A 13,576-nucleotide genomic window follows, 5' to 3' on the forward strand; every position below is an offset into this window, starting at 1 on the left:
GAACGCCGGTCGGAGTGCTGGGCGTCAGCCGAGCGGCTTGCGCATTTCGGCGCGGACCTTCGCCGTCGCCGCCGCTGCCGCGTCCAGGTCCACGTCGGCGGGGTCCTGCCGGACCGACTCCTGGCTGATCTCCGCGACGGTCGCACTCGTATTGCCGTCCATCCAGGAGCAGATGGGCATCGTGGTGCGGGCCCCGGACTGGGTCTTCGTGAGAACCTCGCAGGCGATCGGGATGTCGGAGCCCGCCGGGCGGAAGTCCTTCGGCTGGACCGCGACCACGGCGCCCGCGCCCTTCGCGGCGCCCTTCATCAGGCTGCGGCGGCCCTCACCCGTGTTCTTGAAGCGGCCGTACATGCCGGTCACCGACAGGACGCCCTTGGCGTCGACGCCGCCCACCCCGTACTGGGCCGCCACCCCGTGGGGGTCCTTCGCGTCCCGGACGTCGTCCACCTCGTTCTCGACGTCCGCGCCCACGGTGGAGGACTGGTCCTTGGTGAGCTGGTACTTGCCGTCCAGGAGAGTCTTGGGCAGCGTGAGTTCGTACTCCGCCTCCGGGAAGCCGCCCACCACCTTCTGGCCGATCAGGGCCAGGGCCACCACCACGCCCACCACCAGCACCGCGACTCCGCCGACGATGCCGAAGATCAGGCCCTTGCGGCTCTTCTTGGGCGGCGGAGCCATCGGGAAGCCCATCGGCGGGGCTCCCCAGGGGGTCTGGGGCTGCTGGCCGTATGGGGCTCCGGGGTACGGCTGCTGGCCGTACGGCGCGGGCTGCTGCTGGCCGTACGGCGTCGGCTGCTGGCCATAGGGGGCGGGCTGCTGGCCGTAGGGGTTCGGCTGCGGCTGCTGGGGTGGCGGGGGCATGGACACGCCAGCACGCTACTCCATACGAGGGCGCCGGACTCAGGAGGCCGCCCCGTCGGCGATGGCATCCCTCACCTCCGTGACCCGCGCCTGCTCCTCCTCCTCGAAGCGCTCCTGGTCCAGCGCTTCCGCGATCTCCTCGTCCTGGGTCATCAGGAGGTCCAGGTTGGAGTTGCCCATCTCGAAGACGCCCATGTCGACGTACGCCTTCTGCAGGCGCTCGCCCCACAGGCCGATGTCCTTGACGCACGGGACGATGCGGCTGAAGAGCAGCTGACGGAAGAGGGCCAGGAACTCCGACTCCTCCGAGAGCTGTTCGGCCTCCTTCTTCGGGATGCCGAAGTTCTCCAGGACCTCGACCCCGCGCAGGCGGTCGCGCATCAAGTAGCAGCCCTCGATGACGAATTCCTCGCGCTCGCGCAGTTCCGCGTCCGAGAGCTGCTTGTAGTAGTCGCGCAGCGCCATGCGGCCGAAGGCGACGTGGCGGGCCTCGTCCTGCATGACGTACGCGAGGATCTGCTTGGGCAGCGGCTTGTCCGTCGTGTCGCGGATCATGCCGAAGGCGGCGAGGGCCAGGCCCTCGATCAGGACCTGCATGCCCAGATAGGGCATGTCCCAGCGTGAGTCGCGCAGGGTGTCGCCGAGCAGGCCCTGGAGGTTGTCGTTGATCGGGTAGAGCATGCCGATCTTCTCGTGGAGGAAGCGGCCGTAGATCTCCGCGTGGCGCGCCTCGTCCATGGTCTGGGTCGCCGAATAGAACTTGGCGTCCAGGTCGGGGACCGATTCGACGATGCGGGCCGCGCAGATCATCGCGCCCTGCTCGCCGTGCAGGAACTGGCTGAACTGCCAGGCGGTGTAGTGGCGTCGCAGGTCGCCCTTGTTCTTGTCGGTCATCTTCGACCAGTACGGGGTGCCGTAGAGCGTCATCGCCTCGTCGGGGGTCCCGAGCGGGTCCTGCGGATCCACTTCGAGGGACCAGTCGATGCGCTTCGCGCCGTCCCACTGCTTGTCCTTGCCCTTCTGATAGAGGGCGAGGAGGCGGTCGCGGCCGTCGTCGTACTCCCAGCTGAAGCGCGCTGAACTCGAAGAAGGCACTTGCCAGTTGGGGTCGATCGGTCCGCCCGTGTAGAGCTCATGTGTCGACATGCTTCGCAGGTTCACACGGTGGTAGACGCCGGGTCAACAAGTCGTGCGTGAGGGATTGACGAGCTTGCTGACACGCAGTCTCATAAGACGTGACCCCCGGACTGTGCCCTCCGGGGGACACCCCCAGACCCCCGCCCGATCGCATGAGGTGTTCTCAGAGATGACCACCGTGACCGAACGCGAAGTGCTCCGCGACGCCCTCGGCCTCCTCCGGGACCGCGAACAGGTTGCCGAGCGGCTGCTGGAGTCGTCCGCCAAGCACTCCTTCGACCCCGAGAAGGAACTCGACTGGGAAGCGCCGATCGAGGACGGGAAGTGGTTCTGGCCGCCGGAGCTGGTGTCGCTGTACGACACCCCGATGTGGCGCAGGATGAGCGAGGACCAGCGCATGGACCTCGCCCGGCACGAGGCCGCCTCGATCGCCGCGCTCGGGATCTGGTTCGAGATCATCCTGATGCAACTGCTCGTACGCCACATCTTCGACAAGTCCGTGACCAGCAAGCATGTGCGCTACGCCCTGACCGAGATAGCCGACGAATGCCGGCACTCGATGATGTTCGCGAAGATGATCGAGAAGGGCGAGGCTCCGAGCTATCCGGTGCCGCGCTTCTACCACAATCTGGCGCGCGTCCTGAAGACCGTCTCCACGACGCCCGGATCGTTCGCCGCGACTCTGCTCGGCGAGGAGATCCTCGACTACATGCAGCGGCTGACCTTCCCGGACGAGCGCGTGCAGACCCTGGTGCGCGGGGTGACCCGTATCCATGTGGTCGAGGAAGCACGCCATGTGCGGTATGCACGCGAGGAGTTGCGGCGCCAGATGGTCACCGCACCGCGCTGGGAGCAGCACTTGACCCGGGTCAGCTGCGGAGAGGCCGCCCGGGTCTTCTCCACCTGCTTCATCAACCCGCAGGTGTACACGAACGTCGGGCTCGACCGCCGCGCGGCCGTCGCCCAGGTGAAGGCGAGCGGCCACCGCGCGGAGGTCATGCAGAGCGGCGCGAAGCGGCTGACCGACTTTCTCGATGACATCGGGGTCCTGCAGGGGGTCGGGCGGCGGCTGTGGGTGAGCTCGGGATTGCTGGCCAAGTAGCCGGCATACGGGCTTACGCTGCGGGAGTGACCCCCGCAGCAGTCCCCGCCTACCGACGGCTCAGCGTCGAGGAGCGCCGCAAACAGCTCCTCCACGCCGCGCTGTCCCTCTTCGCCCACCGGGCGCCCGAGGACGTCTCCCTCGACGAGGTCGCCGAGACGGCCGGGGTGTCGCGGCCGCTCGTCTACCGCTACTTCCCCGGCGGCAAGCAGCAGTTGTACGAGGCCGCGCTCCGCTCCGCGGCCGACGAGCTGGAGCAGTGCTTCGCCGAGGCGCAGAGCGGGCCGCTCACCCTGCGCCTCACCAGGGCCCTCGACCGGTATCTGACCTTTGTGGACGAGCACGACACCGGGTTCTCCGCGCTGCTCCAAGGCGGCTCCGTCGCCGAGACGTCCCGTACGAGCGCGATCGTCGACGAGGTGCGGCGGGCCGCAGCCGAGCAGATCCTCGTCCACTTCGGGATACCCGGCCCCGGGCCCCGGCTGCGGATGATGGTCCGGACGTGGATCGCCGCCGTCGAGGCGGCTTCACTGATCTGGCTCGACGAGGAGAAGCAGCCGCCGCGGGCCGAATTGCGCGACTGGCTCGTCGACCACCTGGTGGGACTGCTGACCGTCACCGCCGCGACCGACGCGCAGGCCGCCGAAGCGGTGAAGGCCGCGCTGGCGCTGGAGACGGCCGAGGGTTCGGCGGGGGTGCTCGCCCGGCGGGTGATCCCCGTCGTCGGCGAGGCCGCCCACCTGCTGTGACCGTGATGGACACTGGTGGGGTGAAGAGCGAAGACACCCCTTTCGAAGGCGGGCCGCTGGACGGGCGCGTGCTGCCCGTGCTGCTCGGGGCCACCGGGCACCCGCCGAAGCTGTACAAGGTGCCGGTGCCGGACGACGACGGCGGGGCGCCGACCGTGCTCGTGTACGTACGGACGCCTGCGGGGCAGTCCGCGAAGCGGGTCGGGCTCACCCGGCGGTGGAAGTATGTCCACTCCCCCGAGGGCAAACCGCCATCCGGTGTGAAGTGGCCCTGGTCGAAACCGGACCCTGCGGTCAAGCCGGACGCCACGCCGGGGATGGACCGGACCGAGTGACCTCGTTGGGCCGAATCGGTCACCCATGAGGCGGTCCTGACGCCATCACCCCATGGTCGGGGCGGAGGTGATGGGATGTCAGGGCGACTTCTCCGGTCCATCTGTACGGCGGCCATGGCGACGGTGGTCGCGGCGGCACCGGCTTTCGCGGTGCCTGTGGACCCACCCGTGGACCCACAGCCCACCACGGTCGCGGGCGCGCTGAGCGAGCTGCAGACCCTGTACCAGCAGGCCGAGGAGGCCAGCGAGACGTACAACGCCACCGCCGCCGATCTCAAGGCGCAGACCGCGGAGACCAAGCGGCTCGATGCGCAGCTCGCCAAGGTACGGATCTCGCTGGCGGGCGGGCGGAGCGAGATCGGGCGGATGGCCCGGGAGCAGTACCAGGGGCAGACCGGGCTCTCGGACTATCTGCAGCTGCTGCTCGCGCGCAGCCCTCAGGAGTTCATCGACCAGGGGCATCAGATCGAGCGGGCCTCGTCGGAGCGGCTGGCACGGGTGTCACGCCTGGAGGGGTCCGAGAAGGCGGCGAGCGGGCTGGCGGCGCGGTCGCAGCAGGCGCTGGACACGGAGCAGGTGCTCGCGGCGAAGCAGAAGCGGCTGCGGGACGGGGTGCAGAGCCGGCTCAAGGCGGTCGAGGCGCTGCTGGCCTCGCTCACCGCGGAGCAACTGGCCGATGTGGCGCGGCTGGAGCAGGCGTCCGTGGACGGGGCTCAGCGGACGCTGATCGGGTCCGGGGTGCTGGGGGGATCGCCGGGGGTGGCTGCGCGGGCGCCCTCCGTGGAGGGGGACTCCGCGCTGAAGTACGCGGTCCGGCAGATCGGGAAGCCGTACGTGTGGGGGGCGGAGGGGCCCTCTTCGTTCGACTGTTCGGGGCTCACGTCGCAGGCGTGGGCGCATGCGGGGCGGGTGATTCCGCGGACGAGCGAGGAGCAGTGGGCGCAGTTGCCGCGGGTGTCCCTGCGGGCGCTTCGGCCTGGGGACCTGGTCGTCTACTTCCCCAAGGCCACGCATGTGGCGATCTATCTGGGGGGCGGGATGGTGGTGCAGGCGCCGCGGCCCGGGGATCGGGTGAAGGTGTCGCCGATCGCGTCGAATCCTCTGCTGGGGGCTGTGCGGCCGGATCCTGGGGGGCGGGCGATGCCGGTGGCGTCGTATGCGCCGCCGGTGGTGCCGGAGATTTCCCCAGCCCCGCCCCTTCCCGAAACTGGGGCTGCGCCCCAGACCCCCGACCCCCGGTAAGCGGGCGCTGCGCCCCCTGCACCCCCGTAGGCGACCTTCGGCCGCGTGTCCTCAATCGCCGGACGGGCTTGATTTTTCGGAGGTCCGGGGGCAGCGCCCCCGGACCCGCCCGCCCGCTACGCTGCCGGCGTCGCCGCCGCCGCCCCGACCTCCGCCAGATACGCACCCGTCTTCTCCGGGTCATAGAAGAAGTTCTCGAAGTCCGCCGGGTTGTTGAACCCGTTCGCGAAGCGGTCGGCCACCGGCTGGAGTTGGCCCGCCGCGCCGATCAGGTTCAGCACGTGCTCCGGCGGAACACCCAGCATCGCGTTCGTCCACTTGGTGACGTGCTGGGCCGTGTTCCAGTAGCCGTCGAACGTCTGCTGCATCCACGCTTCGTCGAAGGGCGCGTCGCCCCTCTCGACGATCGAGGACAGGTACGAAGCCGCGCACTTGGACGCCGAGTTGGAGCCCTGACCCGTGATCGGGTCGTTCGCGACGACCACGTCCGCGACGCCGAGCACCAGGCCGCCGCCGGGGAGGCGGCCGATGGGGTTGCGGACCGTGGGGGCGTAGCGGCCGGCCAGCGTGCCGTTCGCGTCCGTGAGTTCGACCTTCGTCGCCCTCGCGTACTCCCACGGCGTGAACTTCTCCATGAGTTCGAGCGTGAGCGCCAGGTGGTCCGACGGGTCCTTGACGCCCTGGAACGCGTCCAGCGGGCCGCCCGGGACGCCCTCCCAGAAGAGGATGTCCGCCCGGCCCGTCGTCGTCAGCGTCGGCATGACGAAGAGTTCACCCACGCCGGGGACCAGGTTGCAGCGGACCGCGTCGAAGTCGGGGTGCTCGGGGCGCGGGCCCATGCCGTGGACGTACGCGACGGCGAGCGCGCGCTGGGGGACGGAGTACGGGGAGCGTGAAGCGTCCCTGCCGAACATCGAGACCAGTTCGCCCTTGCCCGCCGAGACCATCACCAGGTCGTACGTCCGGGCGAAGAAGTCCAGGTCGGAGACTGCCGCCCCGTGGATGACCAGCTGGCCGCCGCGCTGCGCGAAGGTCTCCATCCAGCCGGCCATCTTCACCCGCTGGTCGACCGACTGGGCGTAGCCGTCGAGCTTGCCCACCCAGTCGATCACCCGCTGGGACTCGGGACCTGCGACCGAGACGCCCAGGCCTTCGATCCTCGGCGCCTGCGACTCCCAGAAGTTGATCCCCAGGTCCCGCTCGTGCTGCAGCGCGGTGTCGAACATGCACTGGGTCGACATGACCCGGCCGCCCCGGATCTCGTCCGCGGTGCGGTTGGACATGAGGGTGACCTCGTAGCCCTGCGACTGGAGACCGAGGGCGAGTTGGAGCCCGGACTGGCCGGCTCCGACGATGAGTATCTTCCGCATGGCGGGGCTGCTCCTATTCGGGGGTGGCGTCGAGTGCGTGGCCGACCAGGGTCAGCAGGGACTCGATCACCGTGATGCGATTTCGCGCGTCCATGATCCGGACGGGGACGTGACGGGGAATGGTGAGGGCCTCGCGTACGTCGTCCGGCTCGAAGCCCGGGGTGCCTTCGAAGTGGTTGACCGCCACCACGTAGGGCAGGCCGCAGCTCTCGAAGTAGTCGAGGGCCGGGAAGCAGTCCGCCAGCCGGCGGGTGTCCGCAAGGACCACCGCGCCGATCGCGCCGCGCACCAGGTCGTCCCACATGAACCAGAAGCGCTGCTGGCCAGGCGTGCCGAAGACGTACAGGACGAGGTCGTCGTCGAGCGTGATGCGGCCGAAGTCCATGGCGACCGTCGTCGTCAGCTTCTCCGGTGTCGCCGCGAGGTCGTCGGTGTCCTCGCTCGCCTGCGTCATCAGCGCTTCGGTCTGCAGCGGGGTGATCTCCGAGACCGCGGTGACGAAGGTGGTCTTGCCCACGCCGAAGCCTCCCGCCACCACGATCTTGGTGGAGACGGGGGCCCTGGTCCGGTCGTTCTGCCAGGGCTGGATGTTCTCGTCGGCCTGGGCTTCAGAGACGGCGGAGACCATTCAGCACCCTTTCGAGCAACGCACGGTCGGGCTGGCCTTCGCCGTGCCCGGTTCCGTACACACGGATCTTTCCCTGGTCAGCGAGGTCGCTGAGGAGTACGCGGACGACGCCGAGCGGCATCTTCAGGAGCGCGGAGATCTCGGCGACCGTACGCATCCGGCGGCAGATCTCGACGATCGCCCGCATCTCCGGCATGAGGTGCCTCGGGCCGCCGCCGAGCAGTTCGGGGCGGGTCGGCGCCGCGTCCAGCGCGGCCACGAAGGTCTCCACGAACAGGACGTGGCCGAATTTGGTGCGACCGCCGGTGAGCGAGTACGGGCGTACGCGCGCGGGGCGGCGGGAGGGCAGCTGGGGTACGGGCGGTGTCACCTGGTGCTCTCCATCGATTGGCGCAGCTCGCTGCGGAGTTCGGGGGTCAGGACATGTCCGGCGCGGCCGACGAAGAGCGCCATGTGGTACGCCACGACGCTCATGTCGCAGTCGGGCGTGGCATGTACGCCAAGGAGCGAGCCGTCGCTGATGGCCATGACGAAGACGCTGCCCTCGGCCATCGCGACCATCGTCTGCTTGACGCCGCCGCCGTCCATCAGCTTGGCGGCGCCGACGGTGAGGCTGGCGATGCCGGAGACGATGGTGGCGAGGTCGGCCGACGAGCCCTTGGGGCTGTTGCCGTACGCCTGAGGGGCGCCGCCTGCCTGGTCGGGCTCGGAGGAGAGCAGCATCAGGCCGTCGGAGGAGACGACCGTGACCGAGTGGACCCCCGGCACCTCCTCCACGAGGTTCCGCAACAGCCAGTGGAGATTGCGGGCTTCACTGCTCAGGCCGAATGCGCCGGGTGTGCCGGATGTGCTGGGAGCGGTCAACTGCGTGCCTCCTCGACACTGTCCCCCGCGTCATCGGAATCGGAATCGGAATCGGTCTCGTTCATCGCGTCGATGTCGTCGATCTCGGCCTGTACGTCTCTGCGGCCGTCCTTGGCTCCCTGGTGGAAGCCTCCGAGCCTGCGGCGCAGGGCTTCGGCGTCGACCCCGGCGGGGCGCGTGGCGGGTGCGGCTGCCCCTTCGGGGCGGGTGATCTTCGGGGTGCGCTTGGGGAGGCCCTTAGCCGTCGTGGCGGCCGGCACGGGGGCTGCGGGCGCCGCGTGGGCCGCCTCGGGTGCGGGCTCCGGTGCGGTCGGCGCCTCCGGGCGACGCATCGTGAACGTCGGCTCGTCCAGCTGCGGTTCGGGCGTGCGGTCGTGGGCGTCGGGGCCGATCTCGTACGGCGACACGGCACGGTGCACGGCCGGCAGCGCGTTGGAGTTGGCCTCCGCCACCTGACCGGGCAGATTCAGCGCGGGCGCGGCGCCCGGCACCGGGGCGCGGCGCGGGGCGGCGAGGACCGGCGGCTCGGTCGGGAGCAGGGCGGGGGGCAGGACCACGACCGCGGCCGTGCCGCCCTGCTGCTGCTCGCGCAGCTCGACCCGTACGCCATGACGTGCGGCCAGCAGCGCCGCCACGTGCAGGCCAAGGCCTGTGGTGGTGTCCGCGGCCTCGGGGTCCGGGGCGGCGAGGCGGGCGTTGATCTCGGTGCGGCGGGCGGCGGCCATGCCGATGCCCTCGTCCTGGACCGAGATCATCACCTCGCCGCTCTCCAGCATCCAGGCGGAGAGCTGCACTTGGGCGTCGGGCGGCGAGAACGAGGTGGCGTTCTCCAGGAGTTCGGCGACCAGGTGGCTGATGTCGTCGGCGGCGAAGCCCGCGACCTGGGCGTGCGGCGGGAGCGACTGGATGGCCACGCGTTCGTAGCGCTCGATCTCGGAGACGGAGGCGCGCAGTACGTCGACGAGCGGGACCGCGCCGCCGTGGCTGTTGCCGTGCTCCGCGCCTGCCAGGACCAGGAGGTTCTCGCTGTGGCGGCGCAGCACGGTCGCCATGTGGTCGAGCTTGAAGAGGGTCGCGAGGCCCTCGGGGTCCTGCTCGCGCTCTTCGAGGGACTCGATGACGGTGAGCTGGCGGTCGACGACGCCGAGGCTGCGCAGGGCGAGGTTGACGAAGGTGGAGTGGACCGTGGAGCGCAGCTGGTCCAGCTGGGCGGCGACCTTGGCCGCGTGCGCCTCCAGGTCGACCGTACGGGCTTCGAGCTCGGCGCGCTCGGCGGCCAGCACCTCGCGCTCGGCGGCCAGTTGGCCGTGGTCGCCCACGAGGGACTGGGCCCGGGAGCCGGCGGCGAGCAGCTTGCCGTGCAGGGTGTTCAGGGACCGTACGACCTGGGCGAACTCGTCGTTGCGGCCGGTGAAGCGGACCGGCTCCTCCGCCTCGGGGTCGGCGGCCAGCCGGGCCGCGCCGATGCGCAGGACGGCGAGCGGGCGGGTGAGGGTGCGGGCCACGGCGGTGGAGACGCCGATCGCCAGGAGCATCAGGGCGACGGTCTCGGCGATCTGGATCTCCAGATCGGTGACCTTGTCGTCGCGCAGCTTCGCGAGACGCTGCTCCTGCTGCACGCCGAGCGTCGACTCGACGCTGCGCATCTGGTCGGTCCTGGCGGAGAGCGCGTCGTCGAGCTTGGTGCGGCTGGTCTTCAGGTCGGCCGAGGAGAGCTGCGGCTGGTCGGCGAGGCGGGTCAGATAGCGCTCGGCGCTGTTGACCTCGGTGCCGGAGACCGTGGCGGCCAGGGATTCGCGGGCGTCGGGCTGCGCGGCCTGGTCGAAGTCGGCCAGCGCGCCGAGTTCGCGGACCCTGGACTGCTGGGCGGCGGCGCTCAGGGCGTCGCGGGTCGCGCTGCCCGGATCGGACTTCTGCCGGGTGACGTAGGTGCCCGTGACGGGGTCGTAGACCGTCTCCTTGGGCGGGCGCGGGACGGCGAACGCGGCGAGCAGCTGACCGCGGGTGGCGGAGGCCTGGTCGACGGCGCGGGCCAGTGCGAGGGGCGCGCGGGTGGTCGCGGCGGCTTCGGGCGGCGTCTGCTCAGAGAGCTGCTCGGCGAGGTCCTGGAGCTTGGTGACGACCTCGGAGTAGGCCCGCTGGGCGTCCAGGGCGGTGCCCTTGCCCGTCAGTGCCGTACGCCGGATACCGGGGACGTCCGCCAGGTCGCGGCGCAGGCTGTCCGGGGCGCCGGCCTCTTCCACGCTGATCTCGTCGATCGCCCGGTCGACTCCGCCGGTCTCCGGCTTCTTCCCGTCGCGGCCCGCGGCGATGTAGACGGTCACGTCGTCGCGCTCGTCGGCCAGGGTGTGCGCCAGGGAGACGGCCTGCTGGTTGAGAGCGGCCAGGTCCACCAGGTGCTGGGCGTCCGACACTTCGGACGAGGCGGTGACGACCGAGGGGGCTCCGGCGGCGAGGACGGTGATCCCGACGACGGCGACACCTGCCACGAGCCTTCTGCGCACGCGCATGGTGCGCGGGTCGTTACTGCCCCGAGGCCACTTGTTCCGCATCGGTGCTCGCATCCTTGACTCGCTGGTCACACAAGAGAACCCCCGTCCCTGGCATGGCTCCTGACCATTTCAGTGGCTGTGGCGAGGGGGCGTGCATCGTCGGGTGGGCCACCCGAACGAGTGAACATCACAGCCGAGTTGGCGAACAACTCTGCGATCGGCGTGCGCGGGGCGGAGCCGGCGGCCCGGCTGGATCTTCGGGAGCGGCTTTGGCAGGATGCGCGCCCGCAGCTTCCCGGAGGGGCTTCTTCCGCTCGGATCGGGGTGGTTGACCTGCTGGTTCAGACCAGGGCGCGCACCTCTCCGCCCCCGCCCTCGCTGTGCTCGTGCCGTGAAGGCGTCGTGCAGACTTCTCGCCATGCGCATCGAACTCGGCACCATCCCCGGAGATCCCGCACGGCCCAACGAGGACTGGAGCGGTACGGTCCTGCCCGCATCGGGCGGCGGCGGCGCGCTCGTTCTGCTGGACGGCGTGACACCGCCCGCGGGGGACGACGGGTGCGTGCACGGGGTGCCGTGGTTCACGGCCCGGCTCGGGGGCGCGATGGTCGAACTGTCCGGTTCGCGGCGGGATATGACGCTCCCTGAGATCCTGTCCGAGGCAATCCGGCGCACCGCGGAGACCCACTCCGTAACCTGTGACCTTTCTCACGCACGTACCCCTCAGGCAACGGTGGTCGCGGCGCGCTGGGACGCGGCCTGGCTCGAGTACCTGGTGCTGTCGGACTCCGTACTGCTCCTGGAGGACCCGGAGGGCGGCGTACGGGCGGTGCTCGACGACCGCCTGGACCGGCTGCCGCGCGCGCTGCTGGCCACGGAGGCGACGGCGGACACGGCGCGCAATCAGGAGGGCGGCTTCTTCACGGCGGCCGCGGACCCCTCGGTGGCCGTACGGGCGGTCACGGGACGGGTGCCGCTGGCGGAGGTACGGGCCCTGGCGGCGCTCACCGACGGGGCGAGCCGCTGGGTGGAGAAGTTCGGCGAGGGCGACTGGGCCGACTGCTTCGGCGTACTGCGCAAGGAGGGGCCGCAGGGGCTGATCGACCGGGTGCGGGCCCTGGAGGACGGGGACACGGAGCGCAGGTACCTGCGGCGGAGCAAGACGCACGACGACGCGACCGCGGTGTTCCTGGAGCCGTAGCGTCGGCCGCGAGGGATCAATCCGCCGCGCGGGCGTTGAACTGGTGGAGCAGGCGGGCCAGTTCGGCGACCTCGCTCCGGTCCCAGCCGTCCATCTTCGTCATGTACGTCGCCCGGCGCGCGTCCCGCACCCTGCGCAGCCGCTCCCGGCCCTCGCCGGTGAGGTCGATCCGGAAGGCCCTGCCGTCGACCGGGTCGGGCTCGCGCCGCACCAGACCGAGGTCCTCCAGGGCGCGGAGCTGACGGCTCACGGTCGCCTTGCCGATGCCGATGTACGCGGCCAGATCGGTCGCCCGCTGGCCACCCCACTCGTCGAGGCAGACGAGCAGTCCGTAGGCGGCGGCCTCCAGATCGGGGTGGACCTCGCGCGACATCTCGCCCGACGAGGCTCTGGCGCGGCGGAGGAAAACGGTCAACTCCCGCTCCAGTGCCAGAAATTCCTGGTCCACACCACTTCCGGCCGTGGGCTCCGCTTCACTCCCCGTACCACTCTCGTGCACGTCAGCACCCATCCCGAGCTTTCCCGATCGTGAAAGTTTCTTTCAGCGGCCGACATCGCCGCAGCTCCGTCAGTATTTCGCAGGAGTAGACCATCGGCAGCATCCAGGCCCTCTTTCGCCACACCGGTCTACGTGCGTAGCTTCGTTGCCGCACCACTGCTCAGTCACTGCTCTTCCCCCCACCGAGCACCACCGAGCCTTTCGGAGGCATGTACATGCCCGTGCACAGATCCGGAACCGTAGGCCGCCCGCACATCGTCGCGGCAGGGATCCTCCTCGCAGTCCTCGCCCTCATTCTCGCCCTTCCCGGCAGTGCGGGTGCCGCCCAGGTGCCCGCCCGCGGCACCGCATGGCTGGGGATGGGGGTCGCCGCACACGACGGCGTCCAGACCGGTGGGATCACCCCCCAGGTCACCCAGACCGAAGGCGTGGACACCAGCAGCCACAACGGCAACGTCGCCTGGTCGACGCTGTGGAGCTCCGGCGTGAAGTGGGCCTATGTGAAGGCCACGGAGTCCAACTCCTACACCAACCCGTACTTCGCGCAGCAGTACAACGGCTCGTACAACGTCGGGATGATCCGCGGCTCGTACCACTTCGCCACCCCCGACACCACGACCGGCGCCACCCAGGCCAACTACTTCATCGCCCATGGTGGTGGCTGGTCGAAGGACGGACGCACGCTTCCCGGTGCGCTGGACATCGAGTGGAATCCGTACGGCGCCGCCTGCTACGGCAAGAGCGCGGCCTCGATGGTGAGCTGGATCAAGGACTTCGTCAACACCTACAAGGCGAAGACCGGACGCGACCCGGTGATCTACACCGCCACCAGCTGGTGGACGCAGTGCACGGGCAACTCGGCCTCCTTCGGGTCCATCAACCCGCTCTGGGTGGCCCGTTACGCCTCCGCCGTCGGCACGCTGCCGGCCGGCTGGGGAGTCCAGACGATGTGGCAGTACACGTCGACCGGCCCCACGGTCGGTGACCACAGCCACTTCAACGGCGACCTGTCCCGCGTCCAGGCGCTGGCCAACGGCTGACCTGCGTACGGCATGCCCGACGGCCGGACTCCCTTGGGGAGTCCGGCCGTTGT

Annotated in this window: 14 protein-coding genes; 6 read left to right on the plus strand and 8 right to left on the minus strand. The window is 70.2% G+C overall.

From position 1 onward, the window contains the following. Nucleotides 1-24: 24 nt before the first annotated feature. Together AB0H78_RS17995 and AB0H78_RS18000 are read right to left on the minus strand one after the other, a co-directional pair. Nucleotides 25-864 (minus strand): hypothetical protein, encoded by an 840-nt coding sequence (locus tag AB0H78_RS17995; RefSeq protein ID WP_363235644.1) that lies wholly within the window; start codon nucleotides 862-864, stop codon nucleotides 25-27. A gap of 39 nt (nucleotides 865-903) precedes the next feature. Further along, entirely contained in the window at nucleotides 904-2,010 is a 1,107-nt protein-coding gene (locus AB0H78_RS18000; protein ID WP_363235380.1) for a ferritin-like domain-containing protein, read from the minus strand. Between the two features lie 160 nt (nucleotides 2,011-2,170). Here AB0H78_RS18000 and AB0H78_RS18005 point away from each other — a divergent pair, with 160 nt between their 5' ends. The 4 genes from AB0H78_RS18005 (at nucleotide 2,171) to AB0H78_RS18020 (ending at nucleotide 5,429) form a co-directional block, all read left to right on the plus strand. Continuing rightward, complete coding sequence (locus AB0H78_RS18005; RefSeq protein WP_363235381.1) at nucleotides 2,171-3,103, plus strand: diiron oxygenase; 933 nt, start codon at nucleotides 2,171-2,173, stop codon at nucleotides 3,101-3,103. 26 nt (nucleotides 3,104-3,129) lie between these two features. Then, nucleotides 3,130-3,852 carry a helix-turn-helix domain-containing protein gene (locus AB0H78_RS18010; protein WP_363235382.1) on the plus strand — a complete coding sequence of 241 codons (723 nt, stop codon included), beginning with the start codon at nucleotides 3,130-3,132 and terminating at the stop codon, nucleotides 3,850-3,852. Between the two features lie 5 nt (nucleotides 3,853-3,857). Continuing rightward, the gene (locus AB0H78_RS18015; RefSeq protein WP_363235383.1) at nucleotides 3,858-4,187 is read left to right on the plus strand and encodes a hypothetical protein; all 330 of its coding nucleotides are present in this window, start codon (nucleotides 3,858-3,860) and stop codon (nucleotides 4,185-4,187) included. Between the two features lie 75 nt (nucleotides 4,188-4,262). Then, nucleotides 4,263-5,429 carry an NlpC/P60 family protein gene (locus AB0H78_RS18020; RefSeq protein WP_363235384.1) on the plus strand — a complete coding sequence of 389 codons (1,167 nt, stop codon included), beginning with the start codon at nucleotides 4,263-4,265 and terminating at the stop codon, nucleotides 5,427-5,429. A 116-nt stretch (nucleotides 5,430-5,545) separates the two neighbouring features. On the opposite strand, the gene AB0H78_RS18025 is transcribed toward AB0H78_RS18020, so the two are convergent. From AB0H78_RS18025 to AB0H78_RS18045, 5 genes are read right to left on the minus strand one after another with little or no spacing between them, the layout of a single operon-like run. Beyond that, a complete protein-coding gene (locus AB0H78_RS18025; protein ID WP_363235385.1) occupies nucleotides 5,546-6,799 on the minus strand; it encodes a styrene monooxygenase/indole monooxygenase family protein in 1,254 nt (417 codons plus the stop codon). 13 nt (nucleotides 6,800-6,812) lie between these two features. Then, a complete protein-coding gene (locus tag AB0H78_RS18030; protein WP_363235386.1) occupies nucleotides 6,813-7,427 on the minus strand; it encodes an ATP/GTP-binding protein in 615 nt (204 codons plus the stop codon). Then, a complete protein-coding gene (locus AB0H78_RS18035; RefSeq protein WP_363235387.1) occupies nucleotides 7,408-7,797 on the minus strand; it encodes a DUF742 domain-containing protein in 390 nt (129 codons plus the stop codon). Before AB0H78_RS18035 ends, AB0H78_RS18030 begins: the two co-directional genes overlap by 20 nt. Then, on the minus strand, nucleotides 7,794-8,291 hold the full coding sequence (locus AB0H78_RS18040) for a roadblock/LC7 domain-containing protein (RefSeq protein WP_363235388.1): 498 nt from the start codon (nucleotides 8,289-8,291) through the stop codon (nucleotides 7,794-7,796). The genes AB0H78_RS18035 and AB0H78_RS18040 overlap by 4 nt, the downstream gene beginning before the upstream one ends. Next, nucleotides 8,288-10,843: a nitrate- and nitrite sensing domain-containing protein gene (locus AB0H78_RS18045; protein ID WP_363235390.1), complete on the minus strand. Its 2,556-nt coding sequence runs from the start codon at nucleotides 10,841-10,843 to the stop codon at nucleotides 8,288-8,290. Before AB0H78_RS18045 ends, AB0H78_RS18040 begins: the two co-directional genes overlap by 4 nt. A 358-nt stretch (nucleotides 10,844-11,201) precedes the next feature. Between AB0H78_RS18045 and AB0H78_RS18050 the strand changes: the two genes are divergently transcribed. Continuing rightward, nucleotides 11,202-11,984, plus strand: a complete 783-nt coding sequence (locus AB0H78_RS18050) for a hypothetical protein (protein ID WP_363235391.1) — start codon at nucleotides 11,202-11,204, stop codon at nucleotides 11,982-11,984. A 16-nt stretch (nucleotides 11,985-12,000) separates the two neighbouring features. On the opposite strand, the gene AB0H78_RS18055 is transcribed toward AB0H78_RS18050, so the two are convergent. Further along, on the minus strand, nucleotides 12,001-12,483 hold the full coding sequence (locus AB0H78_RS18055) for a MarR family transcriptional regulator (protein WP_363235645.1): 483 nt from the start codon (nucleotides 12,481-12,483) through the stop codon (nucleotides 12,001-12,003). A 215-nt stretch (nucleotides 12,484-12,698) separates the two neighbouring features. On the opposite strand from AB0H78_RS18055, the gene AB0H78_RS18060 reads away from it, so the two are divergent. Beyond that, entirely contained in the window at nucleotides 12,699-13,523 is an 825-nt protein-coding gene (locus AB0H78_RS18060; RefSeq protein WP_363235392.1) for a lysozyme, read from the plus strand. The last annotated feature ends 53 nt before the right edge of the window (nucleotides 13,524-13,576 follow it).

Origin of the sequence: Streptomyces sp. NPDC050738, from assembly GCF_040654175.1 — a bacterium.
Lineage (GTDB): Bacteria > Actinomycetota > Actinomycetes > Streptomycetales > Streptomycetaceae > Streptomyces.

What these genes read in the sequence shown, in the direction of transcription:
- AB0H78_RS18030 (WP_363235386.1), bottom strand. Translation starts at nt 7,427, where the DNA reads ATGGTCTCCGCCGTCTCTGAAGCCCAGGCCGACGAGAACATCCAGCCC.
- AB0H78_RS18015 (WP_363235383.1), top strand. Translation starts at nt 3,858, where the DNA reads ATGGACACTGGTGGGGTGAAGAGCGAAGACACCCCTTTCGAAGGCGGG.
- AB0H78_RS18045 (WP_363235390.1), bottom strand. Translation starts at nt 10,843, where the DNA reads ATGCGGAACAAGTGGCCTCGGGGCAGTAACGACCCGCGCACCATGCGC.
- AB0H78_RS17995 (WP_363235644.1), bottom strand. Translation starts at nt 864, where the DNA reads ATGCCCCCGCCACCCCAGCAGCCGCAGCCGAACCCCTACGGCCAGCAG.
- AB0H78_RS18000 (WP_363235380.1), bottom strand. Translation starts at nt 2,010, where the DNA reads ATGTCGACACATGAGCTCTACACGGGCGGACCGATCGACCCCAACTGG.
- AB0H78_RS18060 (WP_363235392.1), top strand. Translation starts at nt 12,699, where the DNA reads ATGCCCGTGCACAGATCCGGAACCGTAGGCCGCCCGCACATCGTCGCG.
- AB0H78_RS18020 (WP_363235384.1), top strand. Translation starts at nt 4,263, where the DNA reads ATGTCAGGGCGACTTCTCCGGTCCATCTGTACGGCGGCCATGGCGACG.
- AB0H78_RS18025 (WP_363235385.1), bottom strand. Translation starts at nt 6,799, where the DNA reads ATGCGGAAGATACTCATCGTCGGAGCCGGCCAGTCCGGGCTCCAACTC.
- AB0H78_RS18050 (WP_363235391.1), top strand. Translation starts at nt 11,202, where the DNA reads ATGCGCATCGAACTCGGCACCATCCCCGGAGATCCCGCACGGCCCAAC.
- AB0H78_RS18005 (WP_363235381.1), top strand. Translation starts at nt 2,171, where the DNA reads ATGACCACCGTGACCGAACGCGAAGTGCTCCGCGACGCCCTCGGCCTC.